The 19214-nt window shown below is 45.0% G+C and carries 11 protein-coding genes, 3 rRNA genes, 1 pseudogene, 1 riboswitch and 1 other annotated feature; of the genes and pseudogenes, 8 read left to right on the top strand and 7 right to left on the bottom strand.

Translation table 11 applies throughout. The features are described from left to right. Positions 1 to 14: 14 nt before the first annotated feature. Positions 15 to 518, bottom strand: a complete 504-nt coding sequence (locus tag JNUCC1_RS19325) for an oligosaccharide flippase family protein (protein ID WP_331713799.1) — start codon at positions 516 to 518, stop codon at positions 15 to 17. A gap of 270 nt (positions 519 to 788) precedes the next feature. On the opposite strand from JNUCC1_RS19325, the gene JNUCC1_RS18335 reads away from it, so the two are divergent. Beyond that, positions 789 to 950: a hypothetical protein gene (locus tag JNUCC1_RS18335; RefSeq protein WP_197431759.1), complete on the top strand. Its 162-nt coding sequence runs from the start codon at positions 789 to 791 to the stop codon at positions 948 to 950. A gap of 129 nt (positions 951 to 1079) precedes the next feature. Here JNUCC1_RS18335 and rrf read toward each other — a convergent pair. The 3 genes from rrf to JNUCC1_RS14495 form a co-directional block, all read right to left on the bottom strand. Continuing rightward, a 5S ribosomal RNA gene (gene rrf, locus JNUCC1_RS14505) occupies positions 1080 to 1195 on the bottom strand. Between the two features lie 119 nt (positions 1196 to 1314). Beyond that, positions 1315 to 4234, bottom strand: a 23S ribosomal RNA gene (locus JNUCC1_RS14500). 186 nt (positions 4235 to 4420) lie between these two features. Continuing rightward, a 16S ribosomal RNA gene (locus tag JNUCC1_RS14495) occupies positions 4421 to 5987 on the bottom strand. The 16S, 23S and 5S rRNA genes sit together here, the layout of an rRNA operon. A 477-nt stretch (positions 5988 to 6464) precedes the next feature. On the opposite strand from JNUCC1_RS14495, the gene JNUCC1_RS14490 reads away from it, so the two are divergent. Continuing rightward, positions 6465 to 7217 carry a hypothetical protein gene (locus tag JNUCC1_RS14490; protein ID WP_156646114.1) on the top strand — a complete coding sequence of 251 codons (753 nt, stop codon included), beginning with the start codon at positions 6465 to 6467 and terminating at the stop codon, positions 7215 to 7217. A 63-nt stretch (positions 7218 to 7280) separates the two neighbouring features. Here the strand turns inward: JNUCC1_RS14490 and leuS are convergent, their stop codons facing one another. Then, positions 7281 to 9695 (bottom strand): leucine--tRNA ligase, encoded by a 2415-nt coding sequence (gene leuS, locus JNUCC1_RS14485; RefSeq protein ID WP_156646113.1) that lies wholly within the window; start codon positions 9693 to 9695, stop codon positions 7281 to 7283. A 49-nt stretch (positions 9696 to 9744) separates the two neighbouring features. Further along, positions 9745 to 9960: a binding site (T-box leader), on the bottom strand. Positions 9961 to 10098: 138 nt separating this feature from the next. Here leuS and JNUCC1_RS14480 point away from each other — a divergent pair. Next, the gene (locus JNUCC1_RS14480) at positions 10099 to 10680 is read left to right on the top strand and encodes a tRNA (mnm(5)s(2)U34)-methyltransferase (protein WP_156646112.1); all 582 of its coding nucleotides are present in this window, start codon (positions 10099 to 10101) and stop codon (positions 10678 to 10680) included. Between the two features lie 258 nt (positions 10681 to 10938). Here the strand turns inward: JNUCC1_RS14480 and JNUCC1_RS14475 are convergent, their stop codons facing one another. Continuing rightward, the gene (locus JNUCC1_RS14475; protein WP_156646111.1) at positions 10939 to 12300 is read right to left on the bottom strand and encodes an IS4 family transposase; all 1362 of its coding nucleotides are present in this window, start codon (positions 12298 to 12300) and stop codon (positions 10939 to 10941) included. Between the two features lie 192 nt (positions 12301 to 12492). Here JNUCC1_RS14475 and JNUCC1_RS14470 point away from each other — a divergent pair. Next, positions 12493 to 13007: pseudogene (locus JNUCC1_RS14470) on the top strand (gamma carbonic anhydrase). A 92-nt stretch (positions 13008 to 13099) separates the two neighbouring features. Here JNUCC1_RS14470 and metK read toward each other — a convergent pair. After that, positions 13100 to 14299: a methionine adenosyltransferase gene (gene metK / locus JNUCC1_RS14465; protein ID WP_156646110.1), complete on the bottom strand. Its 1200-nt coding sequence runs from the start codon at positions 14297 to 14299 to the stop codon at positions 13100 to 13102. A 106-nt stretch (positions 14300 to 14405) separates the two neighbouring features. Continuing rightward, positions 14406 to 14512, bottom strand: a riboswitch (SAM riboswitch). Positions 14513 to 14721: 209 nt separating this feature from the next. Between metK and pckA the strand changes: the two genes are divergently transcribed. The 4 genes from pckA (at position 14722) to JNUCC1_RS14445 (ending at position 19177) form a co-directional block, all read left to right on the top strand. After that, positions 14722 to 16308, top strand: a complete 1587-nt coding sequence (pckA, locus tag JNUCC1_RS14460) for a phosphoenolpyruvate carboxykinase (ATP) (protein ID WP_156646109.1) — start codon at positions 14722 to 14724, stop codon at positions 16306 to 16308. 297 nt (positions 16309 to 16605) lie between these two features. Continuing rightward, positions 16606 to 17562 (top strand): ABC transporter substrate-binding protein, encoded by a 957-nt coding sequence (locus JNUCC1_RS14455; RefSeq protein WP_156647142.1) that lies wholly within the window; start codon positions 16606 to 16608, stop codon positions 17560 to 17562. Positions 17563 to 17574: 12 nt separating this feature from the next. After that, entirely contained in the window at positions 17575 to 18387 is an 813-nt protein-coding gene (locus tag JNUCC1_RS14450) for an ABC transporter ATP-binding protein (RefSeq protein WP_331713798.1), read from the top strand. Then, the gene (locus tag JNUCC1_RS14445) at positions 18371 to 19177 is read left to right on the top strand and encodes an ABC transporter permease (protein ID WP_156646108.1); all 807 of its coding nucleotides are present in this window, start codon (positions 18371 to 18373) and stop codon (positions 19175 to 19177) included. The genes JNUCC1_RS14450 and JNUCC1_RS14445 overlap by 17 nt, the downstream gene beginning before the upstream one ends. The last annotated feature ends 37 nt before the right edge of the window (positions 19178 to 19214 follow it).

Below are 19214 nucleotides of genomic sequence, written 5' to 3'. Positions count from 1 at the left end.
GAACCCAACTGCCGTTACAATTTCCCCCCAAGTATTTTAACAACTACAAATGCAGATGCGAGAAGAAAAAGAATCCTTATAATTTGCTCGACAACTTGGGAAATTGCAGTGGGGCCCATTGATTGATATCCTTGAAAAAATCCCCTGACAATACTCATTGCCGGAATAATAATTAAGGCAATACTGACCGTCCTCATAACCAAAACGACATCAGCAGTTGTAACCTTCGAGGCGTCCTCGCTTGTAATGATGACCCCAGCCAGCCATCCAGCACTTAAGAACATGGTTAGGAAGGCCACAATCCCTGTGACCATCATTAACACCATGCCTGATTTAAACATGCGCATACCTGTTTGATAATCCCCAAGCGAATTATATTTTGATACAAATTTTGAAACGGCTAATGGAACACCAATCGTGGATATACTCAGAAATATGTTATACGGTGTATAAGCAAAATTAAATAATGTACCACCTGTTTCACCCACGAGCTCTTGAAAAGGGATTACGTAAATCATCCCCAGAAATTTAGATAAAAAAGTTGCCCCAGTGAGCAACATGGTTCCTCTAACGATATTGTTCGACATTATTTCACCTGCATCTATTATATTCAATCATTGTTATTTTATCACATTTACGTGTCCATTACTGTTATTGTTTTTTTACATCGATGCACCATGTTCTGCAAAATATAACATATGATGCCATGAGTGAAGTGAGCGCCAGAAGGTCAAGCTATAATTGTCCGGCCAAATAGGATCCTCAATGGAAAGGAAGTTGATTGCTAAATGCAGAAAAAAGGAATGTGGCTTCCAATCGTCGCCTCTGTTGGTGTAGGTGCAGCAACCTTTTACACGATGACTAAAAACAATCAAAACCTCGGACAAACTGTAAGCAAAATGATGCCTTTCGTTTCTCAAATGGGTTCAGGACAAAATAGCAGTTCATAAAGAGAATCATGTCAAAATGAACTGACATGAACGATGTCCCAAGCGTAAAAGACGCTTGGGACTTTTTACAAATCACGGTAATATCAAAAAATCCAGTATACAATAAAATCGTATACTGGATTTTTAAATGCCTGGCGGCGACCTACTCTTGCAGGGGCGATGCCCCAACTACCATCGGCGCAGAAGAGCTTAACTGCTGTGTTCGGCATGGGAACAGGTGTGACCTCTTCGCTATTGCCACCAGACCTTTATGCTGTTTTAAGGACAAGAACTATTATAGCATTTTAATCGAAAAATGCAAGTTCTTTTTTAAATTTGTACCCTGAAAATCAAATAAGAGGTCAAGTCATCATCGTACTTTACGCTAGTTAAGTCCTCGATCGATTAGTATCTGTCAGCTCCACGTGTCACCACGCTTCCACACCAGACCTATCAACCTCATCGTCTCTGAGGGATCTTACTCACTCGAAGTGATGGGAAGTCTCATCTTGAGGGGGCTTCATGCTTAGATGCTTTCAGCACTTATCCTTGCCACACGTAGCTACCCAGCTATGCTCCTGGCGGAACAACTGGTACACCAGCGGTGTGTCCATCCCGGTCCTCTCGTACTAAGGACAGCTCCTCTCAAACTTCCTGCGCCCACGACGGATAGGGACCGAACTGTCTCACGACGTTCTGAACCCAGCTCGCGTACCGCTTTAATGGGCGAACAGCCCAACCCTTGGGACCGACTACAGCCCCAGGATGCGATGAGCCGACATCGAGGTGCCAAACCTCCCCGTCGATGTGAACTCTTGGGGGAGATAAGCCTGTTATCCCCGGGGTAGCTTTTATCCGTTGAGCGATGGCCCTTCCATGCGGAACCACCGGATCACTAAGCCCGACTTTCGTCCCTGCTCGACTTGTAGGTCTCGCAGTCAAGCTCCCTTCTGCCTTTGCACTCTGCGAATGATTTCCAACCATTCTGAGGGAACCTTTGGGCGCCTCCGTTACCTTTTGGGAGGCGACCGCCCCAGTCAAACTGCCTGCCTGACACTGTCTCCGGACCGGATCACGGCCCTGGGTTAGAATGGTCGTACAGCCAGGGTGGTATCCCACCGGTGCCTCCACGTAAGCTGGCGCTCACGCTTCCAAGGCTCCCACCTATCCTGTACAAGCTGTACAAACATTCAATATCAGGCTACAGTAAAGCTCCACGGGGTCTTTCCGTCCTGTCGCGGGTAATGCGCATCTTCACGCATAGTATAATTTCACCGGGTCTCTCGTTGAGACAGTGCCCAAGTCGTTGCACCTTTCGTGCGGGTCGGAACTTACCCGACAAGGAATTTCGCTACCTTAGGACCGTTATAGTTACGGCCGCCGTTTACTGGGGCTTCAGTTCTACGCTTCGAGCCCGTAGGCTCTAACGCGTCCCCTTAACCTTCCAGCACCGGGCAGGTGTCAGCCCCTATACTTCGCCTTTCGGCTTCGCAGAGACCTGTGTTTTTGCTAAACAGTCGCTTGGGCCTATTCACTGCGGCTCCTCCTTAAAGGAGCACCCCTTCTCCCGAAGTTACGGGGTCATTTTGCCGAGTTCCTTAACGAGAGTTCTCCCGCTCACCTTCGGATTCTCTCCGCGCCTACCTGTGTCGGTTTGCGGTACGGGCACCTGTGACCTTGCTAGAGGCTTTTCTTGGCAGTGTGGATTCAGACACTTCGGTACTCAATTTCCCTCCCCATCACAGATTGGGATTGTTGGACGGATTTACCTATCCAACTCCCTCGCTGCTTGGGCGCACACGTCCATCGGTGCGCTTGTCCTATCCTCCTGCGTCCCCCCATCGCTCAAACGGTCACGAGGTGGTACAGGAATATCAACCTGTTGGCCATCGCCTACGCCTTTCGGCCTCGGCTTAGGTCCCGACTAACCCTGAGAGGACGAGCCTTCCTCAGGAAACCTTGGGCTTTCGGTGAAAGAGATTCTCACTCTTTTTTCGCTACTCATACCGGCATTCTCACTTCTAAGCGCTCCACCAGTCCTCACGGTCTGACTTCACAGCACTTAGAACGCTCTCCTACCATTGTTCGAAGAACAATCCGCAGCTTCGGTGATACGTTTAGCCCCGGTACATTTTCGGCGCAGTGTCACTCGACCAGTGAGCTATTACGCACTCTTTAAATGGTGGCTGCTTCTAAGCCAACATCCTGGTTGTCTGTGCAACGCCACATCCTTTTCCACTTAACGTATACTTTGGGACCTTAGCTGGCGGTCTGGGCTGTTTCCCTTTCGACTATGAACCTTATCACCCATAGTCTGACTCCCAAGCATAAGTATCCGGCATTCGGAGTTTGACTGAATTCGGTAACCCGATGAGGGCCCCTAGTCCAATCAGTGCTCTACCTCCGGTACTCTGATCTTGAGGCTAGCCCTAAAGCTATTTCGGAGAGAACCAGCTATCTCCGTGTTCGATTGGCATTTCACCCCTACCCACACCTCATCCCCGCATTTTTCAACATACGTGGGTTCGGGCCTCCTGTCAGTGTTACCTGACCTTCACCCTGGACATGGGTAGATCACACGGTTTCGGGTCTACGACTACATACTCATACGCCCTATTCAGACTCGCTTTCGCTGCGGCTCCGTGTCTACCACTTAACCTTGCATGCAATCGTAACTCGCCGGTCCATTCTACAAAAGGTACGCCGTCACCCATTAACGGGCTCCGACTACTTGTAGGCACACGGTTTCAGGTTCTCTTTCACTCCCCTTCCGGGGTGCTTTTCACCTTTCCCTCACGGTACTGGTTCACTATCGGTTACCAGGGAGTATTTAGCCTTGGGAGATGGTCCTCCCGGATTCCGACGGAATTCCTCGTGTTCCGCCGTACTCAGGATCCACACCGGAGGCTGCTTCTTTTCGACTACCGGGCTGTTACCGTCTTTGGCTGATCTTTCCAGATCGATTCGTCTAACAAACAGCTTTGTAACTCCATATGGTGTGTCCTACAACCCCGACAGGCTAGCCTGCCGGTTTGGGCTGATTCCGTTTCGCTCGCCGCTACTTGGGAAATCGCTTTTGCTTTCTCTTCCTCCGGGTACTGAGATGTTTCAGTTCCCCGGGTCTGCCTCACACATCCTATGTATTCAGATGTGCGTACTGCTCCATTACGAACAGTGGGTTCCCCCATTCGGAAATCCTCGGTTCAAAGCTTACTTACAGCTCCCCGAGGCATATCGGTGTTAGTCCCGTCCTTCTTCGGCTCCTGGTACCAAGGCATCCACCGTGCGCCCTTATTCACTTAACTGGCGTGTTTTATTTCAATGAATAAACATACGATTTATTTGATGTCTTGATTGCTCTTATTTGATTTTCAAGGTACAAAGTTTTGAGAGATTTGCTCCCTCAAAACTGAACAAACAAACGAAGTGATGTCTTTCCGTTAATTTAGCTGTGATGCCGTTTGACGGGCATCTATGCTAGATATCCTTAGAAAGGAGGTGATCCAGCCGCACCTTCCGATACGGCTACCTTGTTACGACTTCACCCCAATCATTGGCCCCACCTTCGGCGGCTGGCTCCATAAAGGTTACCCCACCGACTTCGGGTGTTGCCAACTCTCGTGGTGTGACGGGCGGTGTGTACAAGGCCCGGGAACGTATTCACCGTGGCATGCTGATCCACGATTACTAGCGATTCCTGCTTCATGCAGGCGAGTTGCAGCCTGCAATCCGAACTGGGAATGGTTTTATGGGATTTGCTACACCTCGCGGCTTCGCTGCCCTTTGTTCCATCCATTGTAGCACGTGTGTAGCCCAGGTCATAAGGGGCATGATGATTTGACGTCATCCCCACCTTCCTCCGGTTTGTCACCGGCAGTCACCTTAGAGTGCCCAACTAAATGCTGGCAACTAAGGTTAAGGGTTGCGCTCGTTGCGGGACTTAACCCAACATCTCACGACACGAGCTGACGACAACCATGCACCACCTGTCACTCTGTCCCCGAAGGGAACACGCTGTCTCCAGCGCTGGCAGAGGATGTCAAGACCTGGTAAGGTTCTTCGCGTTGCGTCGAATTAAACCACATGCTCCACCGCTTGTGCGGGCCCCCGTCAATTCTTTTGAGTTTCAGCCTTGCGGCCGTACTCCCCAGGCGGAGTGCTTAATGCGTTAACTTCAGCACCAAGGGGCGGAAACCCCCTGACACCTAGCACTCATCGTTTACGGCGTGGACTACCAGGGTATCTAATCCTGTTTGCTACCCACGCTTTCGCACCTCAGCGTCAGTTACAGACCAGAGAGTCGCCTTCGCCACTGGTGTTCCTCCACATCTCTACGCATTTCACCGCTACACGTGGAATTCCACTCTCCTCTTCTGCACTCAAGCCCTCCAGTTTCCAATGACCGCTCACGGTTAAGCCGCAAGATTTCACATCAGACTTAAAGGACCGCCTGCGCGCGCTTTACGCCCAATAATTCCGGACAACGCTTGCCCCCTACGTATTACCGCGGCTGCTGGCACGTAGTTAGCCGGGGCTTTCTGGTCAGGTACCGTCAAGGCGCCGCCCTATTCGAACGGCACTTGTTCTTCCCTGACAACAGAGCTTTACGATCCGAAAACCTTCATCACTCACGCGGCGTTGCTCCGTCAGACTTTCGTCCATTGCGGAAGATTCCCTACTGCTGCCTCCCGTAGGAGTCTGGGCCGTGTCTCAGTCCCAGTGTGGCCGATCACCCTCTCAGGTCGGCTACGCATCGTCGCCTTGGTAGGCTCTTACCCCACCAACTAGCTAATGCGCCGCGGGCCCATCTGTAAGTGATAGCCAAAGGCCATCTTTTATCCTCTCACCATGCGATGAAAGGTGTTATCCGGTATTAGCTCCGGTTTCCCGGAGTTATCCCAGTCTTACAGGCAGGTTGCCCACGTGTTACTCACCCGTCCGCCGCTCGATCCACAGGCGCATGCCCCGAAGGGCAATTGCCTGCTTCACGCGCTCGACTTGCATGTATTAGGCACGCCGCCAGCGTTCGTCCTGAGCCAAGATCAAACTCTCCATAAAAGTTTGGTTGTTCATCGACACCAATCGATGAACGGTCTTAGCTTCTTAAAAAATTGATTCAGGGTTTAAAGTTTATAACTTCTTACCTCTGACATCTGTTTTACAGACACCTGCTTCGTTGTTTGTTCAGTTTTCAAGGAACAAAATTGCTGTGCGCTCTTCAAAAAAGCGACTTTATTAATATATCAAAACCAATAGAAGATGTCAACAACTTTTTTTACTTTTTATTAACACCTTGCTGTCTTCAACAGCACATTCATATTATCACCCAGCACGGTTTTTGTCAACACATCCTGTTTAATGTCATCAATTGCTGTTGAAAATCTATTTTATACCAACAGCTCTAGAAAAGCAATAGAAAAAAAGCTTTTCTTTTTGGTAAAAATATGAAGAACCATGTCAGCGATGATTTCTACTGGATTTATTCGTATAACTGCCAACTAATAAGCCACTCTAATAAACAAGGAGGCGATTAAAATGAATCGTATAACCCAAATCGTATTTCTAAGCTGCTTATTAATTCTGCCTGTTTCGCTTGTTGGAGCCACCTCTCCAAGTGAAAGCGTTGATTTACATACTTTCTATGAAGATGTTTCCGGGGATGGCCTCAAGGAACAGATTTCCTTAAAAGGGTATCCTCTCAAAGGAGATTCCCAATTCGTCCATGATATTGCGCTTTATGTTACAAATGAACAAACCGAGCAATACGTACATATCGGCAGTGGTTATTATCCAGAGGTTACTGCTATTCAAATAGCTGAAGACAGCGCACCTGTTATTTTTATACAAATGCAGTCTTCAACCGAAAATGACGCTCTTAAAAGATCTTCATTATATACAATCAAAAACAAGAAGATTAAACCACTTGACCTTCCAGAACTTGATTACCTGAAAACAGATTTGAAGGCACCATTTACGCTTACGTTCCAGACCGCACCTTATGAACGTCAGATATCAGCAGATTTATCTGATCATAAATATAAGGAAACGATTTTTACTTCCTCTGGAAAAATAAAAGACGATCACGAGTTATGGATTCATGACAACACCGAATATAATGTCCTGTCATTAGGGAATAAACCGGATGTGATGTTAGAAGGCGAGACGCCAATCAAAGCCTCAAACAAACAAGGCCCGTTAATTGGGTATGTTAAGACATTATGGAAGTATACCGAAGAAAATGAATGGCTTAATGTTTATAAAACCTGGGTCACTCCAAACGAGAAATAGTGATTCAACTAAAAAAGATAAGCACTACGCTGATATAACACGTTGTGCTTATCTTTTTCATAATTAATTTGCTACGATATTGACCAATTTACCTGGTACGGCAATAATCTTTCGAATCGCTTTGCCCGCAAGCCATTCCTGAATGGTTTCATTGGCAAGCGCGAGTTCTTCAAGTTCTTGTTTGGAAGCTTCAGCAGGAACGTTCAGCTTAGCACGAACTTTGCCCATAACCTGCACCACGATTTCAACTTCATCTTCCACGAGTTTCGTTTCATCGTAAACAGGCCAAGACTCATAACTGAGTGTCTCCTCGTGTCCAAGGCGATGCCATAATTCTTCCGCCAGATGCGGTGCGACAGGTGATAGCATTTTAATAAAACCTTCCACGTAATCCTTTGCAATCTCTTCAGCTTTATACCCTTCATTCACAAATACCATCAACTGAGAAATGCCTGTGTTAAAATGAAGATTCTCAAAATCTGTCGTGACTTTCTTTACTGTTTTATGATAGATCTTCTCCATAGAGGCATCAGATGGGTTAGTCCTTACTTTTTCAGCCAAGGATCCATCTTCAGCAATGAACAGACGCCAGATCCTATCAAGAAAACGCCTGGCTCCATCAAGACCGTTCGTTGACCAGGAGACGTCGGCATCCAGCGGTCCCATAAACATTTCATATAACCGCAGCGTGTCAGCACCGTGTGAAGCAATGATATCATCCGGATTGACAACATTCCCTTTAGACTTACTCATTTTTTCATTGTTCTCCCCGAGAATCATGCCTTGATTATATAACTTCATAAATGGTTCTTTCGTTGGCACGACGCCAATGTCATAAAGAAACTTGTGCCAGAAACGGGCATACAGCAAGTGAAGAACCGCATGTTCAGCACCGCCGATATAAATATCAACCGGAAGCCACTTTTGCAAAAGCCCTGGGTCCGCTAACTGATCAGGATTCTCCGGGTCTATAAAACGCAAATAATACCAGCAGCTTCCCGCCCATTGAGGCATGGTGTTCGTCTCCCGTCTTCCTTTCATCCCTGTTTCAGGATCTGTCACATGAACCCATTCACTGTTGGCAAGCGGAGATTCGCCGGTGCCAGATGGTTTGATTTCAGTCATGACAGGAAGCGTCAAAGGTAATTCTTCTTCTGGGACAGTTGTCATTGTACCATCTTCCCAGTGAATAATTGGGATCGGTTCTCCCCAGTAACGCTGTCTGGAAAATAACCAGTCCCGCAACCGGTATGTCACTTTCTTTGTCCCCAGTTTTTGTTCTTCCAGCCACTCAATCATTTTTTGAATGGCTTCATCTTTATTCAACCCATTCAAAAAGCCCGAGTTGACTAGAACCCCATCACCAGTATGTGCTTCTTTAGACAAATCTCCACCCGATACCACCTCAACAATTGGCAATTCGAACGTGGTGGCAAATTCATAATCGCGTTCATCATGTCCAGGTACAGCCATAATTGCCCCGCTGCCATAAGTCATTAAAACATAATCAGCAATCCAAATGGGAATTTTTTCATCGTTAGCTGGTTTGATGGCATAGGCGCCTGTAAATACACCCGTTTTTTCTTTCGTCAATTCAGTCCGTTCCAAGTCTGATTTCATTTGTACTTTGTTCAAATAGTCATTAACCGCTTCTTTTTGTTCAGCTGTGGTAATGTGGTCAACGAGCGGGTGTTCAGGGGCAAGCACGGCATAGGTCGCCCCGAATAAGGTGTCTGGACGGGTCGTAAATACCGTAAATGCTTCATCATGATCTGAGATGTTAAATGTGATTTCAGCCCCTTCAGAGCGCCCTATCCAGTTCCGCTGCATATCTTTAATGCTTTCAGGCCAATCAAGATCATCCAGATCCTCCAGCAGTCTGTCTGCATATGCTGTTATCTTAAGCATCCATTGTTTCATCGGCTTCCGCACAACAGGGTGCCCACCGCGTTCGCTTTTTCCGTCTATTACTTCCTCATTCGCCAAGACTGTTCCAAGCGCTGGGCACCAATTGACAGCAACCTCATCCATATAAGCAAGGCCGTGTTCGTACAACTTTGTAAAAATCCATTGTGTCCATTTATAATAGTCCGGATCTGTCGTACTAATCTCTCTGTCCCAATCGTAGGAAAAGCCAAGTTCTTGGATTTGCCTTTTAAATGTGGCAATATTTTTGTTTGTGAATTCAGCTGGGCTGTTGCCGGTATCAAGGGCATATTGTTCAGCTGGAAGTCCAAATGCGTCCCACCCCATCGGATGCATGACTTCATAGCCTTGCATACGCTTCATTCGAGATAAAATATCTGTAGCTGTATACCCTTCCGGATGGCCGACATGCAACCCTGCTCCTGATGGGTATGGAAACATATCCAAAGCGTAAAATTTTTGTTTTTCTGTTCTGCTTTTTGTCTTAAATGTTTTATTCTCTTCCCAGTATGTCTGCCATTTTGTTTCAATTGTCTTATGGTCAAAAGACATGACTATCCAACCTCCTGTATTGGTAAATAAAAAATGCTTCTCATCCCTGAAAAGGGACGAGAAGCATTTTGTTCCCGCGGTACCACCCACATTAACGCCAAAACGGCGTTCGCTTAAGTCCTTAACGCGGACGAACGACAGAAACTACTGATGTTCATTTCTGCAACTGCAAGGTGAGTTCATAACAGATCAGGGACAGTTTCCACCAGCCACTGCCTCTCTTTCACCAAATTCTGTTACTACTGATCCTCTTCAACGTTTTTACATATGTACCGCTAATTATAATGGAAGCTTCCGGCATTGTCAAGGTATACATCCCCAACATGAAATGCTTCCCCGCCGCCCTCTGACGTGCTACTATAACCTTAAAGAAACCAAACCTACTAAAGAAAGTGTGCTTACTATGATCAAGGGTATTTTGCAATATGCCCATACTTTGTTAGAGGAAAGCCTTCAGCCTGGTGATACAGCCATTGATGCAACGTGCGGAAATGGACATGACACCTTGTTTTTATGTCAGACGGTTGGTGCAAATGGACACGTCTACGCTTTCGATATTCAGGAGCAGGCGATTACGAACACAGCTCAAAGATTAGCCGCTGCCCACCAAACAAATGCGACGATTATCCAGGACAGTCACGCCAATTTTGTTAACCATATACCAGTGGATAGACTCAACCGCATTGGAGGGGCCATTTTTAATCTTGGGTATTTGCCGGGAAGTGATAAATCAGTTGTAACAAAAGGCGAATCTACTATATTAGCGCTTGAAGGTATTCTAGAGCACCTCAAACCCGGCGGAACCATTGTACTTGTCGTTTATCATGGACACTCAGGCGGAAAAACTGAAAAAGATGCCTTAATGCATTATGTACGTTCTATTGATCAACAAATTTGCAACGTGCTGTACTATGGGTTTGTAAATCAGAAAAATAATCCGCCATTTATACTTGCTTTACATAAAAAAGCACATCAGGACCATTAATGTACGAGTGTGTCATCCGATCGCCGCTTTGAAGGTTAAGAAACTTCTTGCCAGCCAGACAAACCCACAAGATTGTTGACCACCATGCTGTGAAGAGACTTGTGGGGACATCATCCCGTTTTACCTATAGAAAAATTCTTCTATAGATAGCATTCATGAGTCCAACAGGTGTACTTGTAACACGATGAGACACGTTCCTTCCTCCGTTCGTCATCCTACAATATGAATGGATATTTGTTATACTCTATATATCATCACTCAACTTTCGCAGACTGAAATAGGCAGGTAAACCTTGATATAACTCGGCAGACCCGCAATCCATTGTTGTAGTTGACTTTTGATGAGTTGCTGTATTTTCTTATTCGTCTTTTTCAAGATATCTTCAAGAAGCTCGAATAACTGCTGTAAAGCCACAGCCCAATCGAGGTCATTAACTTCATCACATAATTCGTAAAATATACCGCCCAATGTGCGTTCATCTGTACTACAACGATTTTGCCATGACAAGACAATATACCTTGCAAACACAATGGTTGTATGGCAGATAAGAGCGTCATAAGAGCGGCTCTGGAACTCCTTCTGGAGTTTCAAAAGTGACTTCGTCGTTTTGAAGAAAACTTCAATATCCCAGCGCATGCCATAAATTCGAATAATTTCCCGGTCACTTAATGTGCAATCTGTGCTCAAAATAGCCAACCAATCACTTTTCTTATTTCGGTTACGTACGAACACGATTTTAACCGGCACACCATTCGCCTGCGTTGTGTGGATGGAGCGTAAAATGCCACTTTTTCCATCAGTCAGGGCAGCCATACGATACAATTCATCCAGACTAACACGTTTGCCATCTACCAGATAACGCTGCTTTAATTTTTTAACCATGCCAATCACGTCAAGACCTTGTTCTGTCAGATCTTTAACAAGGGGCTGTTGTGTAAACCATGAATCCATCAGTACATAAGAAGCATCGATACCAGCGTTCATCGCACGTTTAATCATACCTGGAATCTGTTCCGGCGCTGTTTGTAACGCTTCTTGACGACGCTTGTAACCAGAACTGCGTTTATCAATATTTTCAGAGATTCCATTAATCTTGCTTTTTTTCGAACTTAACAGCGAAAAATCAACAGGCAGGAATGTAGCACCATCAGACCATCCCAGTGTCAGCATGCGAAACCCTTTGTAAAAACGCATTTTCTGTGATGCATGATCAAAGCAGCGAGCCAGAAGTTCTACATGTTTACTTCGGTTCCGATCATAAGACGAATCATCTAAGATGAATACTTTTGGACGGTCATGACGTGTGAGCTTTGATACCTTACTTATGGTATAAGCGACTAGTGAAAGCAAAAATCGGCGCCAGTTAAACGTCGACTGATTCAGAAACCGGTAAATAGTATCCTTAGCCGGAACATCCGCGGCTCTTTTGCCTTCCAGCGTTCGAAACCAATTTTTATTTTCAAAGATCAAACTAAAGATTAGCTGGAAAATGTAAGCACACGAAAAGCCAAAGGACTTTGTAATGCCAGCGTTACGCAAGTGCTTGAGCACTTTTAATTCCTTAAATGTTGATTTTATTTCATTTGGCAGTTGATTATTCGAGTTGTTTTTAGCTATCATATAGAGAGCACCTCTTCTTTATGGTATGTGATTCTCATCAAATCAACTATACCAAAAGTTGAGGTGTTTTTTCATGTTAAAGTCTAAAGTCAAGCGCTATATGTCAGACCCAACGGGTCCTGATAGGCGTTGAATTCATTAAGACTTTTTTGGTGCGAAAGTTGAGTCATCATAATATGCAGGAGGATTCAAATGATAGAACCATACAAAAACACCTTTCCAAACATTCACGAAACAGCGTTCATTGCAAAAAACGCGACCATTATAGGTGATGTTCACATAGGTGAACAATCAAGCGTGTGGTTTCAAACTGTCATACGGGGAGATGTGGCACCAACAAGGATTGGGAATCGCGTCAATATACAAGATTTGACTTTAGTTCACCAGAGTCCAGACTCACCGGTAACTGTTGAAGATGATGTCACAATCGGGCATCAAGTCACATTACATGCAGCCACTATTCGTAAAAACGCACTGATTGGAATGGGATCCCTGATTCTTGATGGAGCTGAAATCGGAGAACATGCCTTTCTCGGCGCTGGAAGCTTGGTGCCGCCGGGAAAAAAGATCCCCCCAGAACCTTAGCTCTCGGCCGCCCTGCTAAAGTCGTCAGAGAATTGACTGAAGCGGATTACGAGGAAATGGAACGCATACGGAATAGTTACGTCGCACGCGCAGAATACTACAGAGCCCATACATCAATGTGAACAATAGCTTAGATCGAGGGCCTGTTGGTCAAAGGTTATATGAAATAGAAAAAAGCCTGTCCTTATATAAGGACAGGCTTTTTAAATGTATTTTATTCTTTCACAAGCGCTTGGAGTTCATCCGTCTTGTCCGTTTTTTCCCATGGAAATGTTACATCCGTCCGGCCAAAATGCCCATAAGCTGCTGTTTTTTTGAATATCGGCTGCTCGAGGTCGAGCATACGGATGATGCCTGCAGGTCTCAGATCAAAAAGCTTTCGAATAGCGTCAGCCAAGATTTCCTCTCCAACGACACCGGTTCCCATCGTATTAACAGAAATTGAAACCGGTTCAGCAACACCAATCGCATAAGCCAGTTGCACTTCACACCGTTTAGCAAGGCCTGCAGCAACAATATTCTTCGCTACATAACGTGCGGCATAGGCTGCAGAGCGATCAACTTTGGTTGCGTCTTTCCCACTAAATGCTCCGCCGCCGTGTCGTGCATAACCGCCATATGTATCTACGATGATTTTGCGCCCGGTGAGCCCTGCATCTCCCTGTGGTCCGCCAATGACGAAGCGCCCTGTCGGATTTATAAAGTACTTGGTCTGCTCGCTCAGTAAATCGGCCGGAACCACCTCATTGATTACATGTTCAAGCAAATCGGCATGAATCTGCTTAAGGGTTATGTCTTCATGATGCTGTGTGGAAATTACAATCGTATCAACATGCACAGGCTGGTCATATTCATTGTACTCAATTGTCACCTGTGTCTTGCCGTCGGGACGCAGATAATCAAGTGTTCCATCTTTTCTGACGTCAGAAAGCCGTTTGGACAATTTATGTGCAAGCGCAATAGGCATCGGCATTAATTCTTCAGTTTCATCACAGGCATAGCCGAACATTAAACCTTGATCACCCGCTCCAATAGAAGCAATCTCCTCATCGGTTAATTGGCCTTGTCTTACTTCATATGCTTGATCAACACCTCCTGCAATATCAGGTGATTGTTCATCAATTGCTGTCAGTACCGCACAGGTATCTGCATCAAAACCATATTTAGCTCGTGTGTAACCAATTTCTTTAACGGTCTGTCTGACCAATGCGGGGATATCCACATAAGTATGGGTCGTAATTTCACCAGAGACAAGAACAAGTCCGGTCGTGACGACAGTTTCACAGGCAACACGTGCCTTAGGATCTTTTTTAAGAATTTCATCAAGTATCGCATCTGAGATCTGGTCACACATCTTATCGGGATGACCTTCAGTCACAGATTCCGATGTAAATAAACGGCGATTTTTAGCCATGTGGCTAAAACCCTCCTTCTGTATGAATTACGGAACGCCTCCATCAGGGATCTATCGTACAAAAAACCTTTCCACATGAAGAGGAAAGGGTTGAGTTTGCCTTTCGCTCTTATTGTTCAAGGACAAAATCCTTGCACCAGTTAGCACCTGTTCACAATCGTGATGGTTGCCGGGCTTCATCGGGTCAGTCCCTCCGCCAACTCTGAATAAGAGGTTATCCGTTCGTTCTTTATGCTATCGAAAGCTGACAGGAGTGTCAACTTTTTTCGACGGTATTCACATTGTTGATTTTTTTGTATAAAATGGAATATTAGTATGGACTATATCGTGTAATGTGTTATACTAATATCAGAATTTCTGGTTTGTGTCTGTATGTTATAATTATTCACATACAATTACCTAAAAAGGCAGGTTTTGAATTCATGGAAACAGTAGAGTCTTTAAGGCTTGAGCAATTGCTTAATCATAACACGCTGCATAAGAATGCATCTGTGTCACACCTGATTGAAAAGATTCTTGAACGCAAAGAAGGTATCCTGACCGCTACTGGAGCAGTACGTGCAACAACCGGGAAATATACAGGACGCTCACCCAAAGACAAATTTATCGTTAAAGATGAAACAACCGAAGAGCTTGTCAATTGGGGCCCGGTTAACCAGCCGATTGATGAAGCTTCCTTCGATCAGCTTTACAATAAAGTAACCGATCATCTGCAGAAACAGAATGAATTGTTTTCTTTTAAAGGGTTTGCAGGTGCTGACCAAAAATACAGATTGCCCATTACAGTTATTAATGAGTATGCCTGGCATAATTTATTTGCCCGTCAGCTATTTATTGTACCATCTCAAGAAGAATATGACGAGCATAAAACAGAGTTCACGGTTATTTCCGCCCCTTCCTTTACAGCTGATCCTGTAGTCGACGGAACAAATTCAGAAACCTTCATCATCATTTCATTTAAACGAAAAGTGGTGTTAATCGGGGGTACTGAATATGCAGGAGAAATAAAGAAGTCTATTTTTTCAGTTATGAATTATATTCTCCCACAAAAAAATGTTATGCCGATGCATTGCTCAGCCAATGTTGGAAAAGAAGGTGATGTTGCCCTGTTCTTCGGACTCTCAGGAACCGGTAAAACAACCCTTTCCGCCGATCCATACCGTCGTTTGATCGGTGATGATGAACACGGATGGAGTCCAAATGGTGTCTTTAACATCGAGGGAGGCTGTTATGCCAAATGCATCAACCTCTCCCCCGAAAAGGAACCACAAATTCATCAGGCGATTCGTTTCGGAACGGTTCTGGAAAATGTTGTGCTCAACGACAAAACCAGATTGCCGGATTATGACAATACGTCCATGACTGAAAACACACGCGCCGCCTATCCACTTGAGAATATAGATAACATTGTCACACCAAGTGTTGCAGGTCACCCAAATGCGATTATTTTCCTGACAGCAGACGCTTCCGGCACATTGCCGCCCATCAGCAGACTGACCAAAGAGCAGGCGATGTATCACTTTTTAAGCGGGTACACAAGTAAACTTGCTGGAACAGAGCGCGGTGTTACAGAACCAGAAGCAACGTTTTCAACATGTTTCGGATCACCATTTTTACCACTTGCCCCATCCACCTATGCTGAAATGCTGGGTGAAAAAATTGATCAATACAATTCAAGTGTTTTCCTCGTAAACACAGGCTGGACTGGTGGACCTTATGGCATTGGGAAACGGATGAAGCTTTCTTATACCCGCGCAATGGTGCATGCAGCACTTGAAGGAGAACTGAATTCTGTTGAAGTCGTCCAGGATGACGTTTTTGGTCTGGAAATACCAATGCACGTCCCTGGTGTTCCAGATGAGGTACTCATTCCGAAAGATACCTGGTCAGATCCAAAAGCTTACGATGCCCAAGCGAAAGAACTAGCTCGGAAATTCCATGAAAACTTTAAACAGTTTAAGCATGCTGGAAACGACATCGCTCAAGCAGGGCCTATTTACAGGCCTTAACCCAACGACCTCATCCCAAGAGGGTTTTATATAATTAGCATTAACCAGCCCCGGGCCGCACAATTCGGCCCGGGGCTGGTTTTATTTATAGAACAAGCGTTATAACCACAGCTTTCAGTATGTACCCTGCTCACCTTTTCAATGTCCAACCCCCATATCATAAACAAGGTGCTTAAGCTTTTGTAGCATATAGGCGTTCACACATTTTTCACCCTCACATAAACTATCCTGACAAACAAAACCAAGCTGAAAGGATTGGATAACGTGAAGAAAGGAATAAAATATATCCTTTTATTAATGACTGCGCTGTTTATTTTGGCAAGCTGTCAGACACAAGAAAACACCTCCATCACAATCGCTGAAGTCACACGATCAATTTTCTATGCACCGCAGTATGTTGCCTTAGAAAAAGGATTTTTTGAAGAAGAAGGACTCGATGTTGAACTGCAAACAACCTGGGGCGGGGATAAAACAATGACGACACTTCTATCCGGAGGGGCTGATGTCGCTTTGGTCGGCTCTGAAACGTCCGTATATGTTTACGGACAAAACCCGAAAGATTTCGCCGTTAATTTCGCACAGGTGACACAAACCGATGGTACATTTTTGGTTGCAAAGGAAGAAAAGCCTAACTTCTCCTGGGATGATTTAAAGAACAGCACCTTTTTAGGTCAGCGTAAAGGGGGAATGCCGCAAATGGTCGGAGAATATGTGCTGAAGCAGCATAATATTGACCCCCACCAGGATCTCGACTTAAGACAGAACATCGATTTCGCCAACATCCCGGGTGCCTTTGTTTCGGGGGACGCTGAATATGTCCAGTTGTTTGAACCGACTGCGAGTGTGTTTGAAAAAGAAGGCAAAGGACACGTCATCGCCTCGTTTGGAGAGCAATCTGGGAAAGTGCCTTACACAGTTTTCATGGCAAAAGAAAGCTTTCTTGAAGACAATAGCGCCCATGCAGAAGCTTTTACACGTGCTGTTTACAAAGCACAACAATGGGTGGAAGAAAACAGTCCAGAAGAAATCGCTAAGGTTATCCAGCCTTACTTTGAAGATACCGAACTGGATATGATTGCATCTTCTGTAGAACGTTACAAAAAACAAGGTTCTTTTGCTACAGATCCAATTCTAGATGAAGAAGAATGGGATAATCTCAAAGCGATTATGGATGAAGCAGGTGAATTACCAGAGGAAGCTCCATATGATGTTCTAGTTAATACAGAGATTGCAAAAGAGGTTATGGACGATTAAGGAGGGAATTATGTGGCTTTTTTAGAACTTGATCACGTCTCTCACCATTACTTTTCCAAAACAGACTACACGAAAGCACTGCAAGATATTACCTTTGCTGCTGACGAAGGTGAATTTGTAGCATTGCTTGGGCCAAGCGGCTGCGGCAAATCCACAATCTTATCAATCATATCCGGCATCATTTCACAAACGGAAGGCCATGTCCGTCTAAATGAGGCACCAATCCAGGATTCATCTATGGCTATTGGCTATATGTTACAGCAAGATTATCTGTTCCCTTGGAAAACCATCATAGAAAACGTGTGCATGGGCCCCAAGATCGCAGGAACAAAAACGACGGAGACCGTGGAAAAAGCCAGACATTTGTTGCAGGAGGTCGGGCTTCCCGATATTGAAGCTGCCTATCCTGATTCGCTATCTGGAGGAATGCGGCAAAGAGTGGCCCTTGTTCGAACGCTTTTAACTGATCCAAAGATCCTCTTATTGGATGAACCCTTCTCCGCTCTAGATTATTTAACTAAACTAAAGCTGGAAAATCTGGTTTCAAAAATGTTAAAAGACTATCATAAAACTGCTTTACTTGTCACACATGATATTGGTGAAGCCATTTCCATGAGCGACCGTATTCTGATCATGGATGCAAATCCAGGACGGATCTCGAAGTCTTTTGAAGTTCCAATTGAACTACGTAATGAAGATCCCTTTCTTGTTCGCAGGCACCCAAAGTATCAAGTGTTGTTTGATAAAGTATGGGACGAATTAAATAATGAGGATGCCATGTCATACGGTGATAAGGAGGGGGCCAATAATGACACAACCGACTGATCAATCACTTTTTGACCAGTATAAACTAGGACTTAAACGAGAACGGCGTATCGTGCTTACATGGCAGCTCGCTATATTGATCCTTTTTTTCGGAGCGTGGGAGTTGTTCAGCAGACGCTACTGGATCGATCCGCTGATTTTTAGTTCTCCAACAAAAGTCACTCAGCTTCTGTTTGATAAATTTGCAGATGGCTCCATTATCAACCATCTGCAAATCACAGTGCTTGAAACAGTTCTCGGTTTCATATTAGGAACTGTTCTAGGCATTCTCTTTGCAAGTATCTTATGGGCTTCTACCAGACTATCGAAAATCGCGGATCCCTACCTTGTCATATTAAACGCTATGCCAAAAGTTGCACTAGGTCCGATTATCATTGTTGCGTTGGGTCCGGGCTATTTATCCATTATTGCGATGGGGATAACCATCTCAGTTGTGATCACCACCATTGTCATCTATTCATCCTTTAAAGAAGTGGATCCCAATTATATAAAAGTACTACAAGGTTTTGGAGCGACACGTTTTCAATATTTTAAAGAAGCGGTCTTCCCAGCTACACTCCCCGCTATGATTTCAACTTTGAAAGTAAACGTAGGGCTTGCGTGGGTTGGGGTCATCGTTGGTGAATTTCTTGTCTCGAAAGAAGGTTTAGGATATTTAATTGTATATGGGTTCCAGGTGTTCGATTTCACGCTTGTTATGGCAAGCTTAATTCTCATCGCTATTGTGGCAGCCCTCATGTATAAAGGCGTCGAAAAAGTGGAAGGTTGGCTGATTAAGCATACAAGTTGAATTCTATGAACAAATGCGGAAACGGCTTGGTCACCAC

Origin of the sequence: Lentibacillus sp. JNUCC-1 (assembly GCF_009741735.1) — a bacterium.
Lineage (GTDB): Bacteria > Bacillota > Bacilli > Bacillales > Amphibacillaceae > Lentibacillus_B.
Note: the sequence above shows the minus strand (reverse complement) of the source record. Positions and strands in the feature narration are given on the sequence as shown.

What these genes read in the sequence shown, in the direction of transcription:
- JNUCC1_RS19325 (WP_331713799.1), bottom strand. Translation starts at nt 518, where the DNA reads ATGATTTACGTAATCCCTTTTCAAGAGCTCGTGGGTGAAACAGGTGGT.
- JNUCC1_RS18335 (WP_197431759.1), top strand. Translation starts at nt 789, where the DNA reads ATGCAGAAAAAAGGAATGTGGCTTCCAATCGTCGCCTCTGTTGGTGTA.
- JNUCC1_RS14490 (WP_156646114.1), top strand. Translation starts at nt 6,465, where the DNA reads ATGAATCGTATAACCCAAATCGTATTTCTAAGCTGCTTATTAATTCTG.
- leuS (WP_156646113.1), bottom strand. Translation starts at nt 9,695, where the DNA reads ATGTCTTTTGACCATAAGACAATTGAAACAAAATGGCAGACATACTGG.
- JNUCC1_RS14480 (WP_156646112.1), top strand. Translation starts at nt 10,099, where the DNA reads ATGATCAAGGGTATTTTGCAATATGCCCATACTTTGTTAGAGGAAAGC.
- JNUCC1_RS14475 (WP_156646111.1), bottom strand. Translation starts at nt 12,300, where the DNA reads ATGATAGCTAAAAACAACTCGAATAATCAACTGCCAAATGAAATAAAA.
- metK (WP_156646110.1), bottom strand. Translation starts at nt 14,299, where the DNA reads ATGGCTAAAAATCGCCGTTTATTTACATCGGAATCTGTGACTGAAGGT.
- pckA (WP_156646109.1), top strand. Translation starts at nt 14,722, where the DNA reads ATGGAAACAGTAGAGTCTTTAAGGCTTGAGCAATTGCTTAATCATAAC.
- JNUCC1_RS14455 (WP_156647142.1), top strand. Translation starts at nt 16,606, where the DNA reads ATGACTGCGCTGTTTATTTTGGCAAGCTGTCAGACACAAGAAAACACC.
- JNUCC1_RS14445 (WP_156646108.1), top strand. Translation starts at nt 18,371, where the DNA reads ATGACACAACCGACTGATCAATCACTTTTTGACCAGTATAAACTAGGA.